The organism is Pseudogracilibacillus amylolyticus (SeqCode) (genome assembly GCF_051918545.1).
Lineage (GTDB): Bacteria > Bacillota > Bacilli > Bacillales > Amphibacillaceae > Pseudogracilibacillus.
On the sequence record NZ_JBPPZG010000006.1, the window covers coordinates 24577 to 41202 of the forward strand.

A 16626-nucleotide genomic window follows, 5' to 3' on the forward strand; every position below is an offset into this window, starting at 1 on the left:
ATGGGGTGGAACAGTGGAGGAAAAATCATTTTCAATGCGACTTGCTCATTATTTACGAGCAAGATTTTCATTTTTATCGATTACAACGTGGGAAGAAGAACGATTAATTCGTGATATTAAACGTATCTGTTCAGATAAAAAACAGATTAAAACAGTTCGACAAGTTTATACATGGAGTGTAACGGAAGGATTGCTTTCGGATCAAGACACTTCACTTAGTAAATACAAGCAACCGATGCAAGTTCTAAATCAAATTGAAAAAATTGATGAACCTGCCGTAATTATTTTAAAAGATTTTCATATATTTTTAGGGCATGGTGGACAGACAGATCATGCAGTGGTCCGCCGAATACGTGATTTAGTGTCTGTCATTGAACATGATCCGAATCCGAAAAATGTTATTTTTGTGTCGCCGACATTTGATATTCCAATGGAACTGCAAAAAGATATTATGATTGTCGAATATGGATTACCGACGTATAAAGAGATAGAAAAAGTATTGGATCAAATGATAAAGTTAAATGAAAATAATCCGCGTATTACTGTCGACTTATCGAATGCAGAAAAGGAGCTAGTTGTAAAAGCCGCTCTTGGACTTACCATTCAAGAGGCAGAAAATGCATTTGCTTTATCGATGGTTATGGACGGAAGACTAGATATTAATACGGTGGAACATGTTTTAAGTGAGAAACAACAAATTATTAAAAAGAATGAGATTTTAGAGTACATACCCCAAGATCCGAGCATGGAAGATATCGGCGGGCTTGAAAATATAAAACGTTGGCTTAAAAAACGAAACAATTCATGGATGGATTCAGCTAGTGAATATGGACTACCTGCACCTAAGGGATTATTAATTACAGGGGTACCCGGATGTGGAAAGAGTTTGATCGCCAAAGCAGTTAGTTCATTGTGGAAACTACCGCTTTTAAAACTAGACATGGGTAAAATTTTTAGTGGAATTGTTGGTAGTAGTGAGGAAAATATGCGAAAAGCGATTGAAACTGCTGAAGCAATTGCTCCATCCATTTTATGGATTGATGAAATTGAAAAGGGACTTGCTGGAACAAGTTCATCTGGAGATAGTGGAACCTCCTCAAGAATCTTTGCAACTTTTTTAAATTGGATGCAAGATAAAACAGCACCTGTCTTTCTTGTTGCAACTGCTAATGATATTCAGCGTTTACCACCTGAGTTTTTACGTAAAGGACGGTTTAATGAAATATTTTTTGTCGATCTCCCAACTGTGACTGAACGTAAAGGAATTTTTAAAATTCATATTGAAAAACGGTTGAAATCAGAAAAAGCTAGAGGTGAATTTCCACTCACGAATGAAACATATGAGCATCTTGCTAATTTGACAGAAGGATTTATCGGTGCTGAAATTGAACAAGTTGTTATTATCGGGTTATTTGAAGCGTATGCTGAAAATCGTGGATTACAAGTGAAAGACCTTGAAAAAGCAATTGAGGAAATTGTTCCATTATCGATTACACAGTCAGAAGAAATTAAAAGATTACGAGAATGGGCAAGTGTCCGCGCAGTTACTGCTACACTTCGCGATGATCGCAGAGAATACGAAGAAGTTGCGGAGGAAGAGAAAAAATCCCTTCCAGAAGATACAAGTGATATACATTCGAAACGTGGAGGAAGAATGTTAGATTTTTAAACTAAAGGAGGAAGAAATTTGAGTTTATCATTGACTTTAATTCCGATTGCAATTGCTGCTTCATCTGTTGTTTCGTATGCTTTGCAAGATAAGATTGACGAAGGAATTTACTATAAAATTGATACAAACTTAAAAGATGAAAACATTTTAACAGAGGCTCTTAAAAACCGTGGGTGTAAAGTCTCGCTTGATAAAAGACAGATTGAATCGACACTAGGGAATGTTGAAATAGTTTTTCAACGCCAAGAAGATGATACAATTAGTGCTGTTTTTCATAAAGACATTCCTCTTAAAGATGCCGAGGAATTTGTGAAAAATACACATGAAGAATATACGAGAATCGTACAACAAAAAACATATCATAAATTAGTAGAACGAGCTAAAAATGAAGGATTAATACTTGAATCCGAAAAACGGAATGAGGAAGACACAATTGTTTTAACATTCCAGGTAGGAGAGTAGGACAATGGAGAAAAAAATAAGATTGGAGATAACTGCTTCAGGTGAAATTCGTGCAAAAACGATTGGAATGAATGATGAAGAATGTTTGGATTATGTGGAAATTCTAGAAAGCTTATTGGATGCTGAAACAGTAGATTCTGAATATACCGAGGAGTTTTTACTTGCACAACAGTTGCAATATCAAAAACAGCAAACACAGGTTGAAGAACAAATGGAAATTAAAGGAGACTAAGGACAATGAATCCAATAACTCCTTTAGGAAAAAAGTGGGAATGGTCTAGATCAATTTGGTTATGTTGGCTGCTTTTTCCATTTGGCTTTTTTTCCTTTATTAGCTTTTTTTATATTGGTGCACGAGCAAAAAAAATGAAGTGGCTAATTTCTGGATTTATTTATTTACTAATTGTTGTTCAATTTTTTCTAGTTGATGAGCATTTCAATGAGGAACATATTGTCTATGATCTTTCAGTAGGTCTTGTGATAATGGGCTGGATCGCCGCTTTTGTTCAAGCTTTTTTGGGACGAATTGAATATTTGCAACTATTAGCAAGGCGGATTGCACCCGATAAAATGCCACCTTTAATGGTACAACCAAGAAACCAACAAATACGAACTCGTAGTACTATTACGCCATCTACAAAGCCTGCGCCGACTAAACACCCGATGAAACGAAAGAAGAATCGTAAAAAAGCCCAAAAAAAACCAACCTTTGTTAACATAAATAATGCAACGGAAGCACAACTAAAGAAGTTGCCGTCTGTCGGATCTTTTATGGCAAAAGAAATCATTATTGTTCGAAATAAAGTTTCTGCATTTACGTCGTATACTCATTTAGTAAACTCGTTAAACGTGAAGCCACATGTCTTAATTAAAGCAAAACCATATATTGTTTTTTCGGATGAAGAATTAAGAAATAAACGTAAAAATGATAATAACAGACAAAATAAGCAAAATCAGCATAAACCAGATCAACAGCAACTAGAAAGAAGAAAACAAACTGGAAGAGTTGTTGATTACTAAAAACTGTTATAGATTTACTCAAGCAAGGTTTTGAGAAAGTAAAACAGCATCCAGAAAGGTTAGTGGATAAGTAATGGAAGTACAACTTCATCGATTTTTACCGTTAACGACGGCAGAAGGTCCAGGTCGTCGCGCTTGCGTATGGGTACAAGGTTGTCCCATCCATTGTAAAGGATGTGGAGTTCCATGGACATGGAATCCTAATAAAGGTACCCGTATATCTGTCGATGCAATTTGGGAAATGATTATGAAAAGTAAAAATGAAGAAAATATTGAAGGAATAACATTTCTTGGTGGTGAACCTTTTGAACAGGCGGAGGCACTTGCGGAGATTGGGAGACGAGCACGAGCTGATGGACTTAGCGTGATGACGTTTAGTGGATATTATAAAGAACAACTTGAAAAGATGAATAAACCTGGATGGAAAGATTTGTATGATGTAACAGATCTTTTTATCGATGGACCATTCGAACATGATAAATTAGATAAGCAGCGTCCATGGGTTGGGTCAACGAATCAACGTTTTCACTTTTTAACCGATCGTTATAAAGCGTTGGAAACTGATTTAGTAAAATTGCCTGATCGACTGGAAATTTATTTAAAGAAAGATGGAACAGTAGAAGCAAACGGTATGGTACCATCTGAAATATGGGATAGATTGTTTAAAAAAATATAATTTGTATACTTAGTCAAAATTGAAAACTTGACGTAAAAGGCCGTTATAACTGATAACGGTTTTTGTCTTTTTTAGGAAGAAGTTATTTTAAGACTAGGGGCGATGGACGTAACGGCGGGTTACGGAATACAGCGGCCTAATAATTTTATCTGCGAGTTGCCATTTGATAACGGCGGATCGACGGTGATTTCGGCGGTTGCGTGATTTTATCGGCGGAGCAAATAAATAAATTGGCGGCTGATGAATTTTAATGGCGCTAACGGTTTCATCGGTGGGAAATCTTTTAAATATCGGAGTCTAGCTTTGCGGGTTCTGAGAATAACGGTCACATTCATTCACATTTATTTTTGGAATTAATTTACATGGAATTTATTATTCTATCGGACAAGGCAAGATGAAAAAATATAATTGACTTTTTTTCCTGTTCCCTGTATTATAGTACATAATTCATATAAAACAAAGTAGTAAAGTATGGATTAAAAACGTATAAAAAGGGGAAACGCAATGAAAGTCTCAAGGTTATTGTTTATTTTTACAATTTTAACAACATTACTTCTCGCTGCTTGTGGTTCAGAAACAGCAGGAGATGGTGAAGATAAGACAACAATTCGAGTTGGAACTTCACCTGGACCTTATAGTGAGTTGTTTATTGATGCGATTGTACCGATATTGGAAGAGGAAGGATATACGGTTGAAACAACTGATTTTACGGAATTATTACAAGCCGATATCGCACTTGACGAAGGTTCAATTGATCTGAATGTTGACCAACATACAGCATACTATGAAAACTTTAATAATGAAAAAGGTGCGAACCTAACAAGTATTACACCAATTCCGACGGTACCAACTGGTATTTTCCCGGGTCGAAAAGATTCACTTGATGACATTGAAGAAGGGGATGTCATTGGAATTCCGAAAGACCCATCCAATGCGGCAAGAGCTTATGCTGTATTACAAAAAGCTGGATTAATTACATTAGAAGATGATGTAGAATTAGTAAAAGTGACACAAAACGATATCGTAGAAAATGAACTTAATCTTGATATACAAGAAATGGATTCTGCGCAAATTCCACGTGCTTTAGACGATCTTGATTATGGTGTTATTCCGGGAAGTATTGTCTATTCATCTGGAGTCGATGCATCCTTAAGTTTACTTCATGAAGATATATTAAAAGATTTAGAACTTGTTGCAGTAGTTGATGAGAAAAATAAAGATACAGATTGGGCTCAAGCTGTAAAAGCGGCTTATGAATCCGATGAATTTAAAACATATATGGAAGAAAATAACGAAGATGGCTATTGGTTTATACCAGAAGAAATTAGATAAAAATCATTAAAATCCGTCCTATATTGGGCGGGTTTTTTCTATACGTAAAAATGCAGAGTGGATAATGAAGATTTTAAGTGGATTATTTAAGAAGTCTGTTCGATTCTTAGAATGTCGAGCGAGAGGATTCCTTAGAAGTCGAGTCAATCTCTAAGATGATGAGTGGATTTTCAAAACTAGTAAATTCGGAATTACATAAAAAAAGCTGCCATTCATTGACAGCTTTTAAAAAACTTTTATTGTACATGAATTTAACTTTCTCTTCTTACTTTTCTTGCTAACCAATTTCCAAATGACTGCATAAATTGTACGAATATGATTAATACAATTACAGTAACAAGCATTATAAATGAATCAAATCGCTCGTATCCATAACTGATTGCTAAGTCTCCGATTCCGCCGCCGCCGACAGCTCCAGCCATTGCAGTTGCACTAAGTAAACTAATGGTCGCAGTAGTTAGGCTTAAAATTAATGAACCAAGTGCTTCTGGGAGCAAAAAGTACCATATTGTCTGCATCGGAGTGGCACCCATCGATTCAGCTGCTTCAATAATTCCATCATCCACTTCTAAGATTGAATTTTCCACCAAGCGGGCAATAAAGGGAGCCACATAAATAATTAATGGAACAATTGCTGCCGGAGTTCCGATTGAAGTGTTAACAATTAAACGAGTAAATGGAATAATTGCGACGAGTAAAATAATGAACGGTAAAGATCTGACCATATTAATAATTGGATTTAACATATTAAAGATAATCTTATTTTCTATAATGCCACCAGAACGTGTGACAACTAGTAAAATGCCTAATGGAATTCCAATAATTGAACCGATGATTAAAGAAAATCCGACCATATAGAATGTATCGACCATCGCTTGTAGGAATTGGTCTAGGGTGACGGTAGTAGAGAACATAACTATGCCAACTCCTTCGCGTTAATGTCTATTGCTTGTAAAAATGATATAGCTTCATTAATAGAATTGCCGGCTAATTGGATAATCATGTGACCGACTGTATCGTCTTTAATTTCATTCATTGTTGCATAAATAAAATTAACATTCACATCAAACTTTTTTATTAACTCATTAATTACAGAGTTAGTTTTGTCAGTAAAGTCAATTTTAAATAATCTACTTCCTGGAATGTGCTTTATTTTTTGACGAACACTTTCAGGCAATTCATCTTGAATCACTGTTCGTACAAAGTTTTTAGTCGAAGTGTGCTCTGGATTTCCAAATACATCCAATACGTTACCTTCTTCGATTACTTTTCCGTCTTCCATTACTGCGACCCTATTACATATTTTTTGAATGATGCTCATTTCATGGGTAATGATCATAATCGTAATATTATATTCTTCATTAATTTTCTGCAGTAACTGTAATATAGAATCTGTTGTCTGCGGATCAAGTGCTGATGTTGCTTCATCGCATAAAAGAATTGACGGGTTTGTAGCTAGCGCCCGTGCAATTCCGATTCGCTGTTTCTGTCCGCCAGATAATTCGTTTGGATAACTGTTAGCTTTGTCTTCTAACCCTACGAAATGAAGAAGTTCCATGACACGATCTTTAATTACTTGCTTATTTTCTTTTGCTAAAATAAGTGGAATTGCGATATTTTGATAAATTGTTTTAGAGTTTAATAGATTGAAATGTTGAAAAATCATTCCAATATTTTTTCTAAGAGCTCGTAATTCACTCATTGGATACGTACTTAAATCATTTCCATCAATGATAACTTTTCCAGCGGTCGGTTTTTCCAAATAATTTACAAGCCGAATTAATGTACTTTTACCAGCCCCACTAAAACCGATTACTCCAAAGATATCCCCTTTATTTACTTGCAAATTTACATTACTTAATGCTTCTGTTTCGGTGCCATTTCGTTTATATATTTTTGAAACATTTTTTAATTCAATCAAGACATTTCTCCACACTTTCATGTATTATTCCTATAAACTTACTATACATTGTAGTGAGGCTGATTGCAAGAGGGAATCAAGATGATATACTACTGTATTGAACATTTATTTATGTCACAAATATATGATTCGTGAAAAAACCACTGTTGCCGCGGCATCAGTGATTCTTTTCTCAACCTAATTGGTTATGGATATCGTTTAATATTTTTTCTAACGGATAGATGACTCCATGATCATCTTTATACATAATATGTTTCGGCTCAAAATGAACAGGCGAATCTAGTCCTGCGGCAGCAGAAATACGAAATAATCCTTTTCTTAGTGTCGTGATGTAGTTCGCAACTCGATGTTTTTTTTCATCGATCACGAGCGCTTTTTGTAGATTTGGGTTAGTGGTTGCTACGCCTACTGGACAAATATTAGCGTGACATTTTAGAGTTTGAATGCAACCGATAGAGATCATTAAACTTCGTGCAATGTTAACAAGATCAGCCCCCATAGCTAATGCAATGGCAATTCGGTCAGGGGTAAATAGTTTTCCGGAAGCGATAATTTTCACGTTATTGCGAACGCCATATTTCTTTAAGGTTCCATCCAAAATCGGGAGTGCAGATTTAAGCGGTAATCCAACGCTATCGGAGAGTTCTTGGTAGGAAGCACCAGTGCCGCCTTCTCCGCCATCGACTGTAATAAAATCCGGTCCTTCACCGGTTGCTTTCATATACTTTGCTAACGGTTCGATACTGTCGACTCCACCTATAACAAGTTTTATTCCAACCGGTTTTCCAGTTGTATTACGAATTAATGTAATAAATTCACACATTTTTTCTGGATCATTAAACTCGTAAAAACGATTTGGACTATCAATAGACTTATAAGCATCTACTCTACGGATTTCTGCAATTTCCGGTGTTACTTTTTCAGCGTCAATATGTCCACCCCGAGCTTTTGCTCCTTGTGCGAGTTTTAATTCAATTGCTTTAATTTGAGGTATTTTACTTTTTCTTTCCAGCTCAGCTAAATCAAGTTTACCTTGATTGTCTCTCACACCAAATAATGCAGGTCCAATTTGCATGATCATATCAACATCACTTTCTAAATGATATGGTGACAGCCCACCTTCTCCTGTATTCATCCATGAACCTTTCGCCATTGCAAGGCCCTTTGAGAGGGCAGTGATTGCATTTTTTCCTAAAGAACCGTAACTCATTGCAGACATCCCGATTAGACCTTTAGTGATGAAAGGATATTTCGCATTTGGTCCGATGACTACTGCATCATCATCATGTAAAAGATAGGCAAGTGATTTATCTTGTTTTAATTTTTCCTTTCTCTGGGTGAAGAGTGGATCACGTAACAATAAATATTTATTAGTTAAAGTAATTACATTCGAATCTACTTTTAATTCTTCCGTCAATTTAGGGAACATATCATTTCGAATATAATATCCTTCTTTTTCAAAATCTCTTCTAGAACCAAAACCGATGACATCACGTTTATATTTTGCGCTACGGACAATATGTTCATAATCTGCTCTTGAAAAAGGTTTACCTTCCGTATCATTATTAAACCAGTACTGCCTTAGTTCCGGTCCAATTTTTTCAAAAAAGTAACGCACTCTACCAAGAAGTGGGTAATTTCTTAGAATAGAATGCATTTTTTGTCTGCGGTCAAAAAAGACGAGATAAATAAAGAAACCAATTGCTCCAGTTAAAATAATAGCACTAACAATGCCTACGAATAAAATTATTGCACTTGCGATTTTGGTCATAAAACCTCTCCTAACAAATTGGGCATTAACTTAGATTAATTATTAGTATTATCATTCTTGTAACGATGTAAACATCTCTTGTTACAGGGTGTTAAAACAGCTATGATAAAATTATAAGTATGAATTTGGAAGAGGTGTCCGTCATGATTAAAAATCAATTTACCAACCTTTGTAACATTAAGTATCCGATTATTCAAGCCCCTATGGCAGGTGGAATCACTACCAATTCACTCGTTTCAGCGACTTCTAATAACGGAGGACTTGGTATGATTGGGGCAGGATATATGAGTCCGGAGCAGTTGCGTAACCAAGTCAAAGAGCTAAAATTACAAACGACGAATTTTGGTGTTAATCTATTTGTTCCAAATGATTTTTCACCTGTCGAAAATAAAATACAAACGGCGAACAAGGCGCTAGCAGGCATTCGGGAAAAGTATAAGCTGAAGAAAAATTCGTCTATTCCTACAAAAGAGTCATTTTTAAAGAATTATCTTGAGCAAATAAAAGTAGTTGTTGAAGAAAAAATTCCGGTATGTTCATTTACATTTGGCGTCCCTACGAAATCAATCATTAATGAACTTAAGCAAGCAGGCATAATTATAGTAGGGACGGCAACTACCGTACAAGAAGCAATCCATATTGAACAATTAGGCATGGATGCTGTCGTTGCTCAAGGGTACGAAGCAGGGGGTCATCGAGGTAGTTTTCTGAAAGATAACCAACATTCTATTGGTGTAATGTCGTTAGTTCCACAAATAGTAGATCATGTAACGATTCCAGTAATTGCTGCAGGAGGTATTATGGATGGGCGAGGTCTTGCCGCATCTCTTAGTCTAGGTGCCGAAGCAGTACAAATGGGAACGGCCTTTTTAATGACCGAAGAAAGTGGCGCTAATCACATACATAAAGAAGCAATTTTACAAGCGGTGGAAGAAGAAATTGTAGAAACAAGAGCATTTTCGGGAAAATATGCTCAAGGAATTCGGAATGAATATATTGATAACATGACGGAATTTGAAGAAGATTTACCTGAGTTTCCGATCCAAAACGCATTGACACAACCGATGAGAACAGCAGCAGCTAAAAATAAAGATAAAGAATATATGTCCTTATGGGCTGGCCAAAGTCCACGTCTCGCGAAATATCAAACTGTGAAAAAACTAATTGAAGATACGATGTTTGAAGCGACTAAATTGATAAAATGATGTTTTCTCGGCCGTGGATAATTCCGGTATTTCGTGGTTAAATCGTGAATTGTGTGGTTATTTTGGAAACCTCGTGGATAAATTGCAATTTAGCTGGATAATTGTTTTGTTCGTGGTTAATTTGTGAATTGTGTGGTTATTTTGGAAACCTCGTGGTTAAATTGCAATTTAGCTGGATAACTGTTTTGTTCGTGGTTAAATCGCGAATAGCGTGGTTATTTTGGAAACCTCGTGGATAAATTGCAATTTGGCTGGATAATCGTTTTGTTCGTGGTTAAATCGCCAATTGCGTGGTTATTTTGGAAACCTCGTGGTTACATTGCAATTCACTTGGGTTCTCATTTTCTTGTTCACTTTGTTTTAATTAAAATAAAAATTTAATTATAAAGAGCAGCGGTAATATGTCAAGATAAATATTTAAAAATCTTGTTGCTTTGAAGGTGGTGTAGCTAAAAAAGACAATACTGAACTAAGCCCACCCTAATTGGTTTACAAAATTATCCAAGTAAACTAATTAATAGGTGGAATGATCCGAATTAATAGTTTCAGATATTTTCTTGTCGGATCCCTCCTTCCGGGTGATAAATTTGGTTGTTCTTCAGCAGATAAAAGATCAACCGCACTAGTTTTCGAGCTGTAAGCGCAAGGGCACGTTTCTCGGCAAATTGCTTCGGTTCCGCTAACTTTTTGGCATAATATTCGGCGTAAACAGGGTCGTGCACCCGAACACTGTTTGCCGCCTCCACGAGGTAGTATTTGAGATAGCGGTTACCGGATTGAATCAGCCTAGTTCGTTTGGCAGTAAAATCACCGGATTGATTCTGGTTCCATGCCAATCCGCTGTATTTTGCCAACTGTTGCTGGGTATTAAATTCCTGGATATTGACTTCGGCCAAAATGCCAGAAGCGAATATTGGCCCAATTCCGGGAACGGTATCAAGCGTTTGAGGGATTGTTGCCAAATGGTCTACAATCGCCTTTTTCAACACTTTCAGCTGTTCCTGAACGACTCGAATGACGCGAATGCTAGAGGCCATGGCGAGGTTGATAGAATCTGCCATGGAATCCGGCAAACGGTAGGAAGAACGTGCTGCCTTTTTCAAAGCACGGGCAACAGCTTCCGGGTCATCAAATCGATTTTTTCCATGCAGGACAAGGAATTCAATCAGCTCGTCCAAGGGCATGCCGACCAAATCTTCAACGGATTCAAACTCTTCCATGACAGCGAGAGATGTGGCTCCCAACTTGTTTTGCTTGAAGGGACCAGTGACCGAATAATCGCTGAACTTTAGATATAAGTTCGTCATAAGGAAATTGCTTTCCCGTGTTAGGTCCTGCATCAAATGGTAACGAGTACGTGTCAGCCGTTGAAGAGCCATTTGTGTCTCGCTCCATGTGAATGGATGCGGGAGATTTCCCGCACGAAGTTTGGCGGCAATAAACCACGCATCTGCCCGATCGTTTTTGGGAGCGTCCAAATAACTAGATTTCTTGAATTCTTTGATCAGACTAGGATTGAAAACATAAACGTTTTTATTTGGAATCCCAAAATCTAAGTGACGATGCAAGTACATGGCGGCATGGATCGAATAATGACCGGTGTGCTCCAGTCCAAACAAAAGTTGTTCGTATCCATGCTTTTTTACAAGCTTGGTAATACGGTCTTGTAACTCATTAATACCGGGACGATTATTGGTGATGGTAAATCGGCTTATTGGTCGTTTCTCTTCGTCCCGAGTTAAGCAACAGACGACGTTATTCTTACTGCTTACATCAATTCCGACGAACAAGGGTGAAGTCATCATAATCACCTCCTTTGTTTAAGGGTTGTAGTGCCTACGATGCTGAGATGTCCCTAGGAAACCTATGAACGACAGCCTTGCGAGCTATTGGAATACACCGGGGGTTAGCGGTGCACGTGCCTCCCTCTGCATTGCAGGAGGGCCAACCAGCCGGGAAACAGTCAGCGTGTAGGTCTATATCATAGGGCCAGGGGAACACTCTTTTTTCGGAAGACACCCAAGTTTTGGGGCGACAAGGGGAATCGGAACATTCCCTTGGTAGGACACTACCTATAGCTATTTTCCCAAAGACAGCTTAGCATCGTAAACAAATTTGCATGACCATGGGGCTACCGCGCTTACGCTTGCTTCCTTCTAATGAGCTTTTACCTTGCTTCGCAAGCTAACGCTCATATCGAAGCTACGCCCCCCAACATTAAATAAAGCGTAAGAAATTATTTAATTTTCAAGGAACAAATGATTCTTTTAAAAACCTAAAAAATTAGGTCTAAACATAATATACAAGGGGGAAAATTATGAAAAAACGATTAGAAGAAGAGTTAGGTATTGAAAAGGTAAGTATAAATGAAACAGAACTGTTCCGACATAGTCATGATGAATCTGCACATGCAGCCGTTACACCTGATATTGTATGTTTTCCTGAATCTACAGAAGATGTGAAAAAAATACTTTCTGTCGCCAAACAATTTCAAGCTCCTGTTACCGCATACGGTGTCGGATCAGGCCTTGAAGGGCAAGTGATTCCGGTTAAAAAAGGAATATCTGTTAATTTAGAGCGAATGAATAAAATAGTCGACTTTTCTCCAGAAGATATGACTGTAACTGTTCAACCGGGAATTACACGACTTCAGTTAAATGAAGAGATTAATAGATATGGTCTGCAATTTCCTATTGATCCGGGTGCAGATGCGACAATTGGTGGGATGACGGCAACGAATGCAAGTGGGACGACCGCGGTACGTTATGGGTCAATGAGAGATCAAGTGCTAGATATGGAAGTTGTCTTGGCGGATGGTCGTGTTATACATACAGGAACTAAAGCGAAAAAATCATCATCCGGATATAATCTAACTGGACTTTTTACTGGATCAGAAGGCACGCTTGGAATCATTACCGAAGTTACATTGAAATTGCATGGGATTCCAGAACATATTATCGCAGCAAGGTGCACATTCAAAACAGTAGAGGAGTGTGCAGAGGCAGCATACACGGTGTTGGCAAATGATATCCCAATCATGAGAATGGAATTAGTTGATGCATCAAGTATCAAGCAAGTGAATGAATATGGTGACTACTCTTTCCCGGTAGCACATTCTCTATTTTTTGAATTTGCTGGTGCTAAGACTGCTGTAGAGGCTCAAGTAGAATTAGTTAAGGAGTTAATGGAGGAGCTCGATTGTGAACATTGGGATATTGCAGAAAGTACAAAAGAAAGAAATGAAATTTGGAAAGCTAGGCATCAAATGGCTTATGCTTTCAGACATCAAAAAGGAAAACGATTTTTTGGTACAGACATTTGCGTTCCTATCTCTAAACTTCCTGAACTAGTCCATTATGCGAGAGATTTACTTGAAGAATCTGGCTTACATGGTGGTATTTTAGGGCATGTAGGTGATGGAAATTTCCATACATTATCCTTATTTGATGTAGATAATCAAAAAGATCGGGAGCGATCCGAACGAATGAACGATAAACTTGTTTTAAAAGCGATTAAAGTAGGAGGGACTTGTACAGGTGAGCATGGTGTAGGTCTTGGTAAAAAGAAATATCAACGAGAAGAACATGGAGATGCGGTAGAAGTTATGAAAAGCATTAAGCAACTGTTAGATCCCGATAATATATTGAACCCTGGCAAAATTTTTAATTAATTTGTTGAAAAGCTTAGAAGTTATATTCTAGGCTTTTCACCAGGCAGTTTTCTTATTGCATAAAAATCTTGTAATTTTTCTGCAATCTTCCGTTATTGAACTCTTCGATAACAGTTCTAACTTCTCGATCGTAACTGATAAAAAATCGATTATCGTTTAATACTCATTCATTTTTATTTAAAAAACATTGTTTTTACTCATTTATTTTGATTAAATCACCGCTGCGGTTGGTGCTGACTCGATCTTCAAGATGTAGAGTGGGTTTTCCGGATGTCTATTCGTTTCAGGGATGTCGAGTGGATTCTCAAGAAGTTGAGTTGTGTTCCAAGATACCGAGTGGATTCCCAAGATTGTTGAGTCGATTTCCAACATGTCAATTTGATTCAATACATGCAGTGTTTTATGGTGTAGTTTTAGGAAATAAACAATAAAGTTTACTGAAGCGGTTAAAAGAAAAACCGAACTATAATTAGTGTTTAGTTCGGATTTCTATAATTTTATTCTGCTTACTAGATTTTATTTACTTTTTGCAATCATTCCGTCAATGTATTTATAAATTTCTTCTTTATTTCCACCAATTTTTGCTTCTCGCATGTCATCGGCTTTCATTTTTGCTTTTGCTCCTTCTAATACTTCTTCCGCACGATCTTTTGGAATAACAACTACTCCATCAACATCGCCGACGATGATATCTCCGGGATTTACGGAAGCTCCACCACAGGAGATTGGGACATTTGTTTCCCCAGGTCCTGTTTTTTCGCCGGAGGACACCGTTGTTCCTTTAGAGAAAACTGGGAAATTTAATGCTTTAATGTCAATTAGATCACGGATTACCCCGTCGACTACTAGACCACCAAGTTCTAGTGTTTGCATCATCCCAACGACAAAATCGCCGGCAATAGCACGATAGGTATCACCTTTTACATCAACGACAAGAATATCACCTGGTTTTGCCTCTTTTAAAGATTTTAACAGCATTAAATTATCTCCCACAGGAAGTTTTACCGTATATGCCTGCCCAGCAATTTTATATTCTTCTTTTAAAGGTTTAATAGTAGGATCAATATTGTTCATCCCTTTAAGGACATCAGAAACAGCGGTTGTTGGCACATTTTTTAATTGTTCTATAACAGAATTCATAAAATTAACTCCTTTATGTAGTGATGTTAATTCTATTATAATAACAATAGTGGCTCCATTGCAATGTTTTTATTGTATATTGTTATAATACAGAGTGATAGAATTATCGTGTGTGTTCAAAAACAGAATAAAAAGGACCAAGAAGTTCGCTGAGTCATTTTTACCGGACTTTTTGAACATCCTCTTATATAGGAAAAATAATCAAAACGTTTTATAATTAAACCTAATAAGCCGGTATGTGTAAGGTCATTAAAACGAACAAAACTTTTATATGATGCCTTGGAATTGAATTAATAGATTAAAATTTTTAAAAATTAGACGAGTGTAAAGGATTTATAATTAAAATATTGGGGCGGTGATTTAATGTAGGATGATCGAGACGATAATTATTTTGATGATCCTCAAATAGAAAACTATCATCAATCACATTCGGTTGATCCAGATTCGTATAGCGGTTTTCTGTATTCCTTTTTTGTTTTGGGACGGCTGTTATTAGGTTTGTTATTAATTTTGGGAATTCCGTTTTTAACCTTTAGCTTTTCTGATTCTATTTCAGGATACATGAAAGTGCTAGGATTATTTTTAATATTTCATGTGATATGTAGAATTTTCGGATGGAAATTATCGTAAACGAGGAAAGGACGTTGTTGACGTGAAAGAAGAGATTAAACAAGCAATTGAGTTACGTAAAAAATCTGAACTAAAACAATCTAATAAATTATTAATGCAACTGGTAAGAAAATTTTCAAATGATCCTGATGTGAATTTTCAATGTGCATGGAGTTTTGATGTACTAGGAGAGGAAACAAAAGCTGTTTCGTATTATGAAAAGGCAATAAAATTGGGATTATCAGGTAAAGATTTGGAAAAAGCAATTATTGGATTGGGGAGCACATATCGAACGATTGGAAATTATGAAGAATCAAAAAATGTTTTTGAAAAAGGCATTAATCAGTTCCCCGATAATAGGGCAATGCAAGTATTTTATTCAATGACCCTATATAATTTACATGAACACCAAGCAGCCATGAAACTACTACTTGCATGTTTAATGGAAACAACTAAAGATAGTGAAATTTTAAGTTATCAAAAAGCAATTGAATTCTATGCACCACGATTAGATCAGATTTGGGATTAATTTTATACATAAAAAAGACTGGCGAGATGTGTTTTCGAAAAGAAGTAACCATCCCGCCAGAATATCTTATAACTTTTCCATTTGAAACACTTGGTCAACGTCCTTATCCCCGCGACCTGATAAATTAACAATTATAACATCATCTTTTGTAAGTTCTTTTGCAAGTTTTATTGTATGAGCAATTGCGTGGGAACTTTCAAGTGCCGGGATAATTCCTTCTACTCGTGACAATTCCTTAAAGGCCTCCAAAGCTTCGTCTCCGGTAATGGTTACATATTCAGCGCGGCCATTCGTTTTTAAATAACTATGCTCAGGTCCAATGCCAGGATAATCTAGCCCCGCTGCAATCGAGTGAGTTGGTGCTGGTTCACCGTCTTCATCCAGGAGAGTGAGACATTTAAATCCGTGAATGACAGCAGGAACTCCTTCGGTAATGGATGCAGCTTCTTTCGGCTCCACACCAATTAAGCGTACATTTTCTTCTTCGAGATAATGAGCGAATGCCCCAATTGCATTGCTTCCACCACCGACACAAGCTACTACGGCTGTCGGAAGTTTTCCTTCTTTTTCTAAAATCTGTTGCTTAGATTCTTCGCTAATTATCGATTGAAAATGTTTTACC

General features: G+C 36.9%; 15 protein-coding genes. 9 read left to right on the top strand and 6 right to left on the bottom strand.

From position 1 onward, the window contains the following. Positions 1-13 precede the first annotated feature (13 nt). From ACPYKA_RS01340 to ACPYKA_RS01365, 6 genes are all read left to right on the top strand, one after another. Positions 14-1669, top strand: coding sequence for an AAA family ATPase (locus ACPYKA_RS01340; protein WP_479540613.1), 1656 nt, complete (start codon positions 14-16; stop codon positions 1667-1669). A gap of 18 nt (positions 1670-1687) precedes the next feature. Beyond that, positions 1688-2131 (top strand): hypothetical protein, encoded by a 444-nt coding sequence (locus ACPYKA_RS01345; protein WP_479540614.1) that lies wholly within the window; start codon positions 1688-1690, stop codon positions 2129-2131. Between the two features lie 4 nt (positions 2132-2135). Continuing rightward, a complete protein-coding gene (locus ACPYKA_RS01350; protein ID WP_479540615.1) occupies positions 2136-2363 on the top strand; it encodes a DUF2997 domain-containing protein in 228 nt (75 codons plus the stop codon). A 5-nt stretch (positions 2364-2368) separates the two neighbouring features. Beyond that, complete coding sequence (locus ACPYKA_RS01355) at positions 2369-3151, top strand: ComEA family DNA-binding protein (RefSeq protein ID WP_479540616.1); 783 nt, start codon at positions 2369-2371, stop codon at positions 3149-3151. Between the two features lie 73 nt (positions 3152-3224). Next, positions 3225-3827: a 4Fe-4S single cluster domain-containing protein gene (locus ACPYKA_RS01360; protein ID WP_479540617.1), complete on the top strand. Its 603-nt coding sequence runs from the start codon at positions 3225-3227 to the stop codon at positions 3825-3827. A 504-nt stretch (positions 3828-4331) separates the two neighbouring features. Further along, positions 4332-5159, top strand: coding sequence for a MetQ/NlpA family ABC transporter substrate-binding protein (locus ACPYKA_RS01365; protein ID WP_479540618.1), 828 nt, complete (start codon positions 4332-4334; stop codon positions 5157-5159). Between the two features lie 251 nt (positions 5160-5410). Here the strand turns inward: ACPYKA_RS01365 and ACPYKA_RS01370 are convergent, their stop codons facing one another. From ACPYKA_RS01370 to ACPYKA_RS01380, 3 genes are all read right to left on the bottom strand, one after another. Next, positions 5411-6073, bottom strand: coding sequence for a methionine ABC transporter permease (locus tag ACPYKA_RS01370; RefSeq protein ID WP_479540619.1), 663 nt, complete (start codon positions 6071-6073; stop codon positions 5411-5413). A gap of 2 nt (positions 6074-6075) precedes the next feature. Continuing rightward, the gene (locus ACPYKA_RS01375; protein WP_479540620.1) at positions 6076-7080 is read right to left on the bottom strand and encodes a methionine ABC transporter ATP-binding protein; all 1005 of its coding nucleotides are present in this window, start codon (positions 7078-7080) and stop codon (positions 6076-6078) included. Positions 7081-7252: 172 nt separating this feature from the next. Next, a complete protein-coding gene (locus ACPYKA_RS01380) occupies positions 7253-8851 on the bottom strand; it encodes an FMN-binding glutamate synthase family protein (protein WP_479540621.1) in 1599 nt (532 codons plus the stop codon). A gap of 143 nt (positions 8852-8994) precedes the next feature. On the opposite strand from ACPYKA_RS01380, the gene ACPYKA_RS01385 reads away from it, so the two are divergent. Continuing rightward, positions 8995-10056, top strand: a complete 1062-nt coding sequence (locus ACPYKA_RS01385; protein ID WP_479540622.1) for an NAD(P)H-dependent flavin oxidoreductase — start codon at positions 8995-8997, stop codon at positions 10054-10056. Between the two features lie 545 nt (positions 10057-10601). Here the strand turns inward: ACPYKA_RS01385 and ACPYKA_RS01390 are convergent. Continuing rightward, a complete protein-coding gene (locus tag ACPYKA_RS01390) occupies positions 10602-11858 on the bottom strand; it encodes an IS110 family RNA-guided transposase (RefSeq protein ID WP_479540623.1) in 1257 nt (418 codons plus the stop codon). 515 nt (positions 11859-12373) lie between these two features. On the opposite strand from ACPYKA_RS01390, the gene ACPYKA_RS01395 reads away from it, so the two are divergent. Then, a complete protein-coding gene (locus tag ACPYKA_RS01395; protein ID WP_479540624.1) occupies positions 12374-13726 on the top strand; it encodes an FAD-binding oxidoreductase in 1353 nt (450 codons plus the stop codon). A 516-nt stretch (positions 13727-14242) separates the two neighbouring features. Here the strand turns inward: ACPYKA_RS01395 and ACPYKA_RS01400 are convergent. Further along, positions 14243-14866 carry an RraA family protein gene (locus ACPYKA_RS01400; protein WP_479540625.1) on the bottom strand — a complete coding sequence of 208 codons (624 nt, stop codon included), beginning with the start codon at positions 14864-14866 and terminating at the stop codon, positions 14243-14245. 652 nt (positions 14867-15518) lie between these two features. Here ACPYKA_RS01400 and ACPYKA_RS01405 point away from each other — a divergent pair. Further along, positions 15519-16004: a tetratricopeptide repeat protein gene (locus ACPYKA_RS01405; RefSeq protein ID WP_479540626.1), complete on the top strand. Its 486-nt coding sequence runs from the start codon at positions 15519-15521 to the stop codon at positions 16002-16004. Between the two features lie 66 nt (positions 16005-16070). On the opposite strand, the gene ACPYKA_RS01410 is transcribed toward ACPYKA_RS01405, so the two are convergent. Then, a partial coding sequence (locus tag ACPYKA_RS01410) for a pyridoxal-phosphate dependent enzyme (RefSeq protein ID WP_479540627.1) occupies positions 16071-16626 on the bottom strand: 556 nt, incomplete at its 5' end.

Excerpts from the sequence above, each read along its gene's own strand:
- ACPYKA_RS01350 (WP_479540615.1), top strand. The coding sequence starts at position 2,136 with ATGGAGAAAAAAATAAGATTGGAGATAACTGCTTCAGGTGAAATTCGT.
- ACPYKA_RS01355 (WP_479540616.1), top strand. The coding sequence starts at position 2,369 with ATGAATCCAATAACTCCTTTAGGAAAAAAGTGGGAATGGTCTAGATCA.
- ACPYKA_RS01360 (WP_479540617.1), top strand. The coding sequence starts at position 3,225 with ATGGAAGTACAACTTCATCGATTTTTACCGTTAACGACGGCAGAAGGT.
- ACPYKA_RS01365 (WP_479540618.1), top strand. The coding sequence starts at position 4,332 with ATGAAAGTCTCAAGGTTATTGTTTATTTTTACAATTTTAACAACATTA.
- ACPYKA_RS01370 (WP_479540619.1), bottom strand. The coding sequence starts at position 6,073 with ATGTTCTCTACTACCGTCACCCTAGACCAATTCCTACAAGCGATGGTC.
- ACPYKA_RS01380 (WP_479540621.1), bottom strand. The coding sequence starts at position 8,851 with ATGACCAAAATCGCAAGTGCAATAATTTTATTCGTAGGCATTGTTAGT.
- ACPYKA_RS01385 (WP_479540622.1), top strand. The coding sequence starts at position 8,995 with ATGATTAAAAATCAATTTACCAACCTTTGTAACATTAAGTATCCGATT.
- ACPYKA_RS01390 (WP_479540623.1), bottom strand. The coding sequence starts at position 11,858 with ATGACTTCACCCTTGTTCGTCGGAATTGATGTAAGCAGTAAGAATAAC.
- ACPYKA_RS01395 (WP_479540624.1), top strand. The coding sequence starts at position 12,374 with ATGAAAAAACGATTAGAAGAAGAGTTAGGTATTGAAAAGGTAAGTATA.
- ACPYKA_RS01400 (WP_479540625.1), bottom strand. The coding sequence starts at position 14,866 with ATGAATTCTGTTATAGAACAATTAAAAAATGTGCCAACAACCGCTGTT.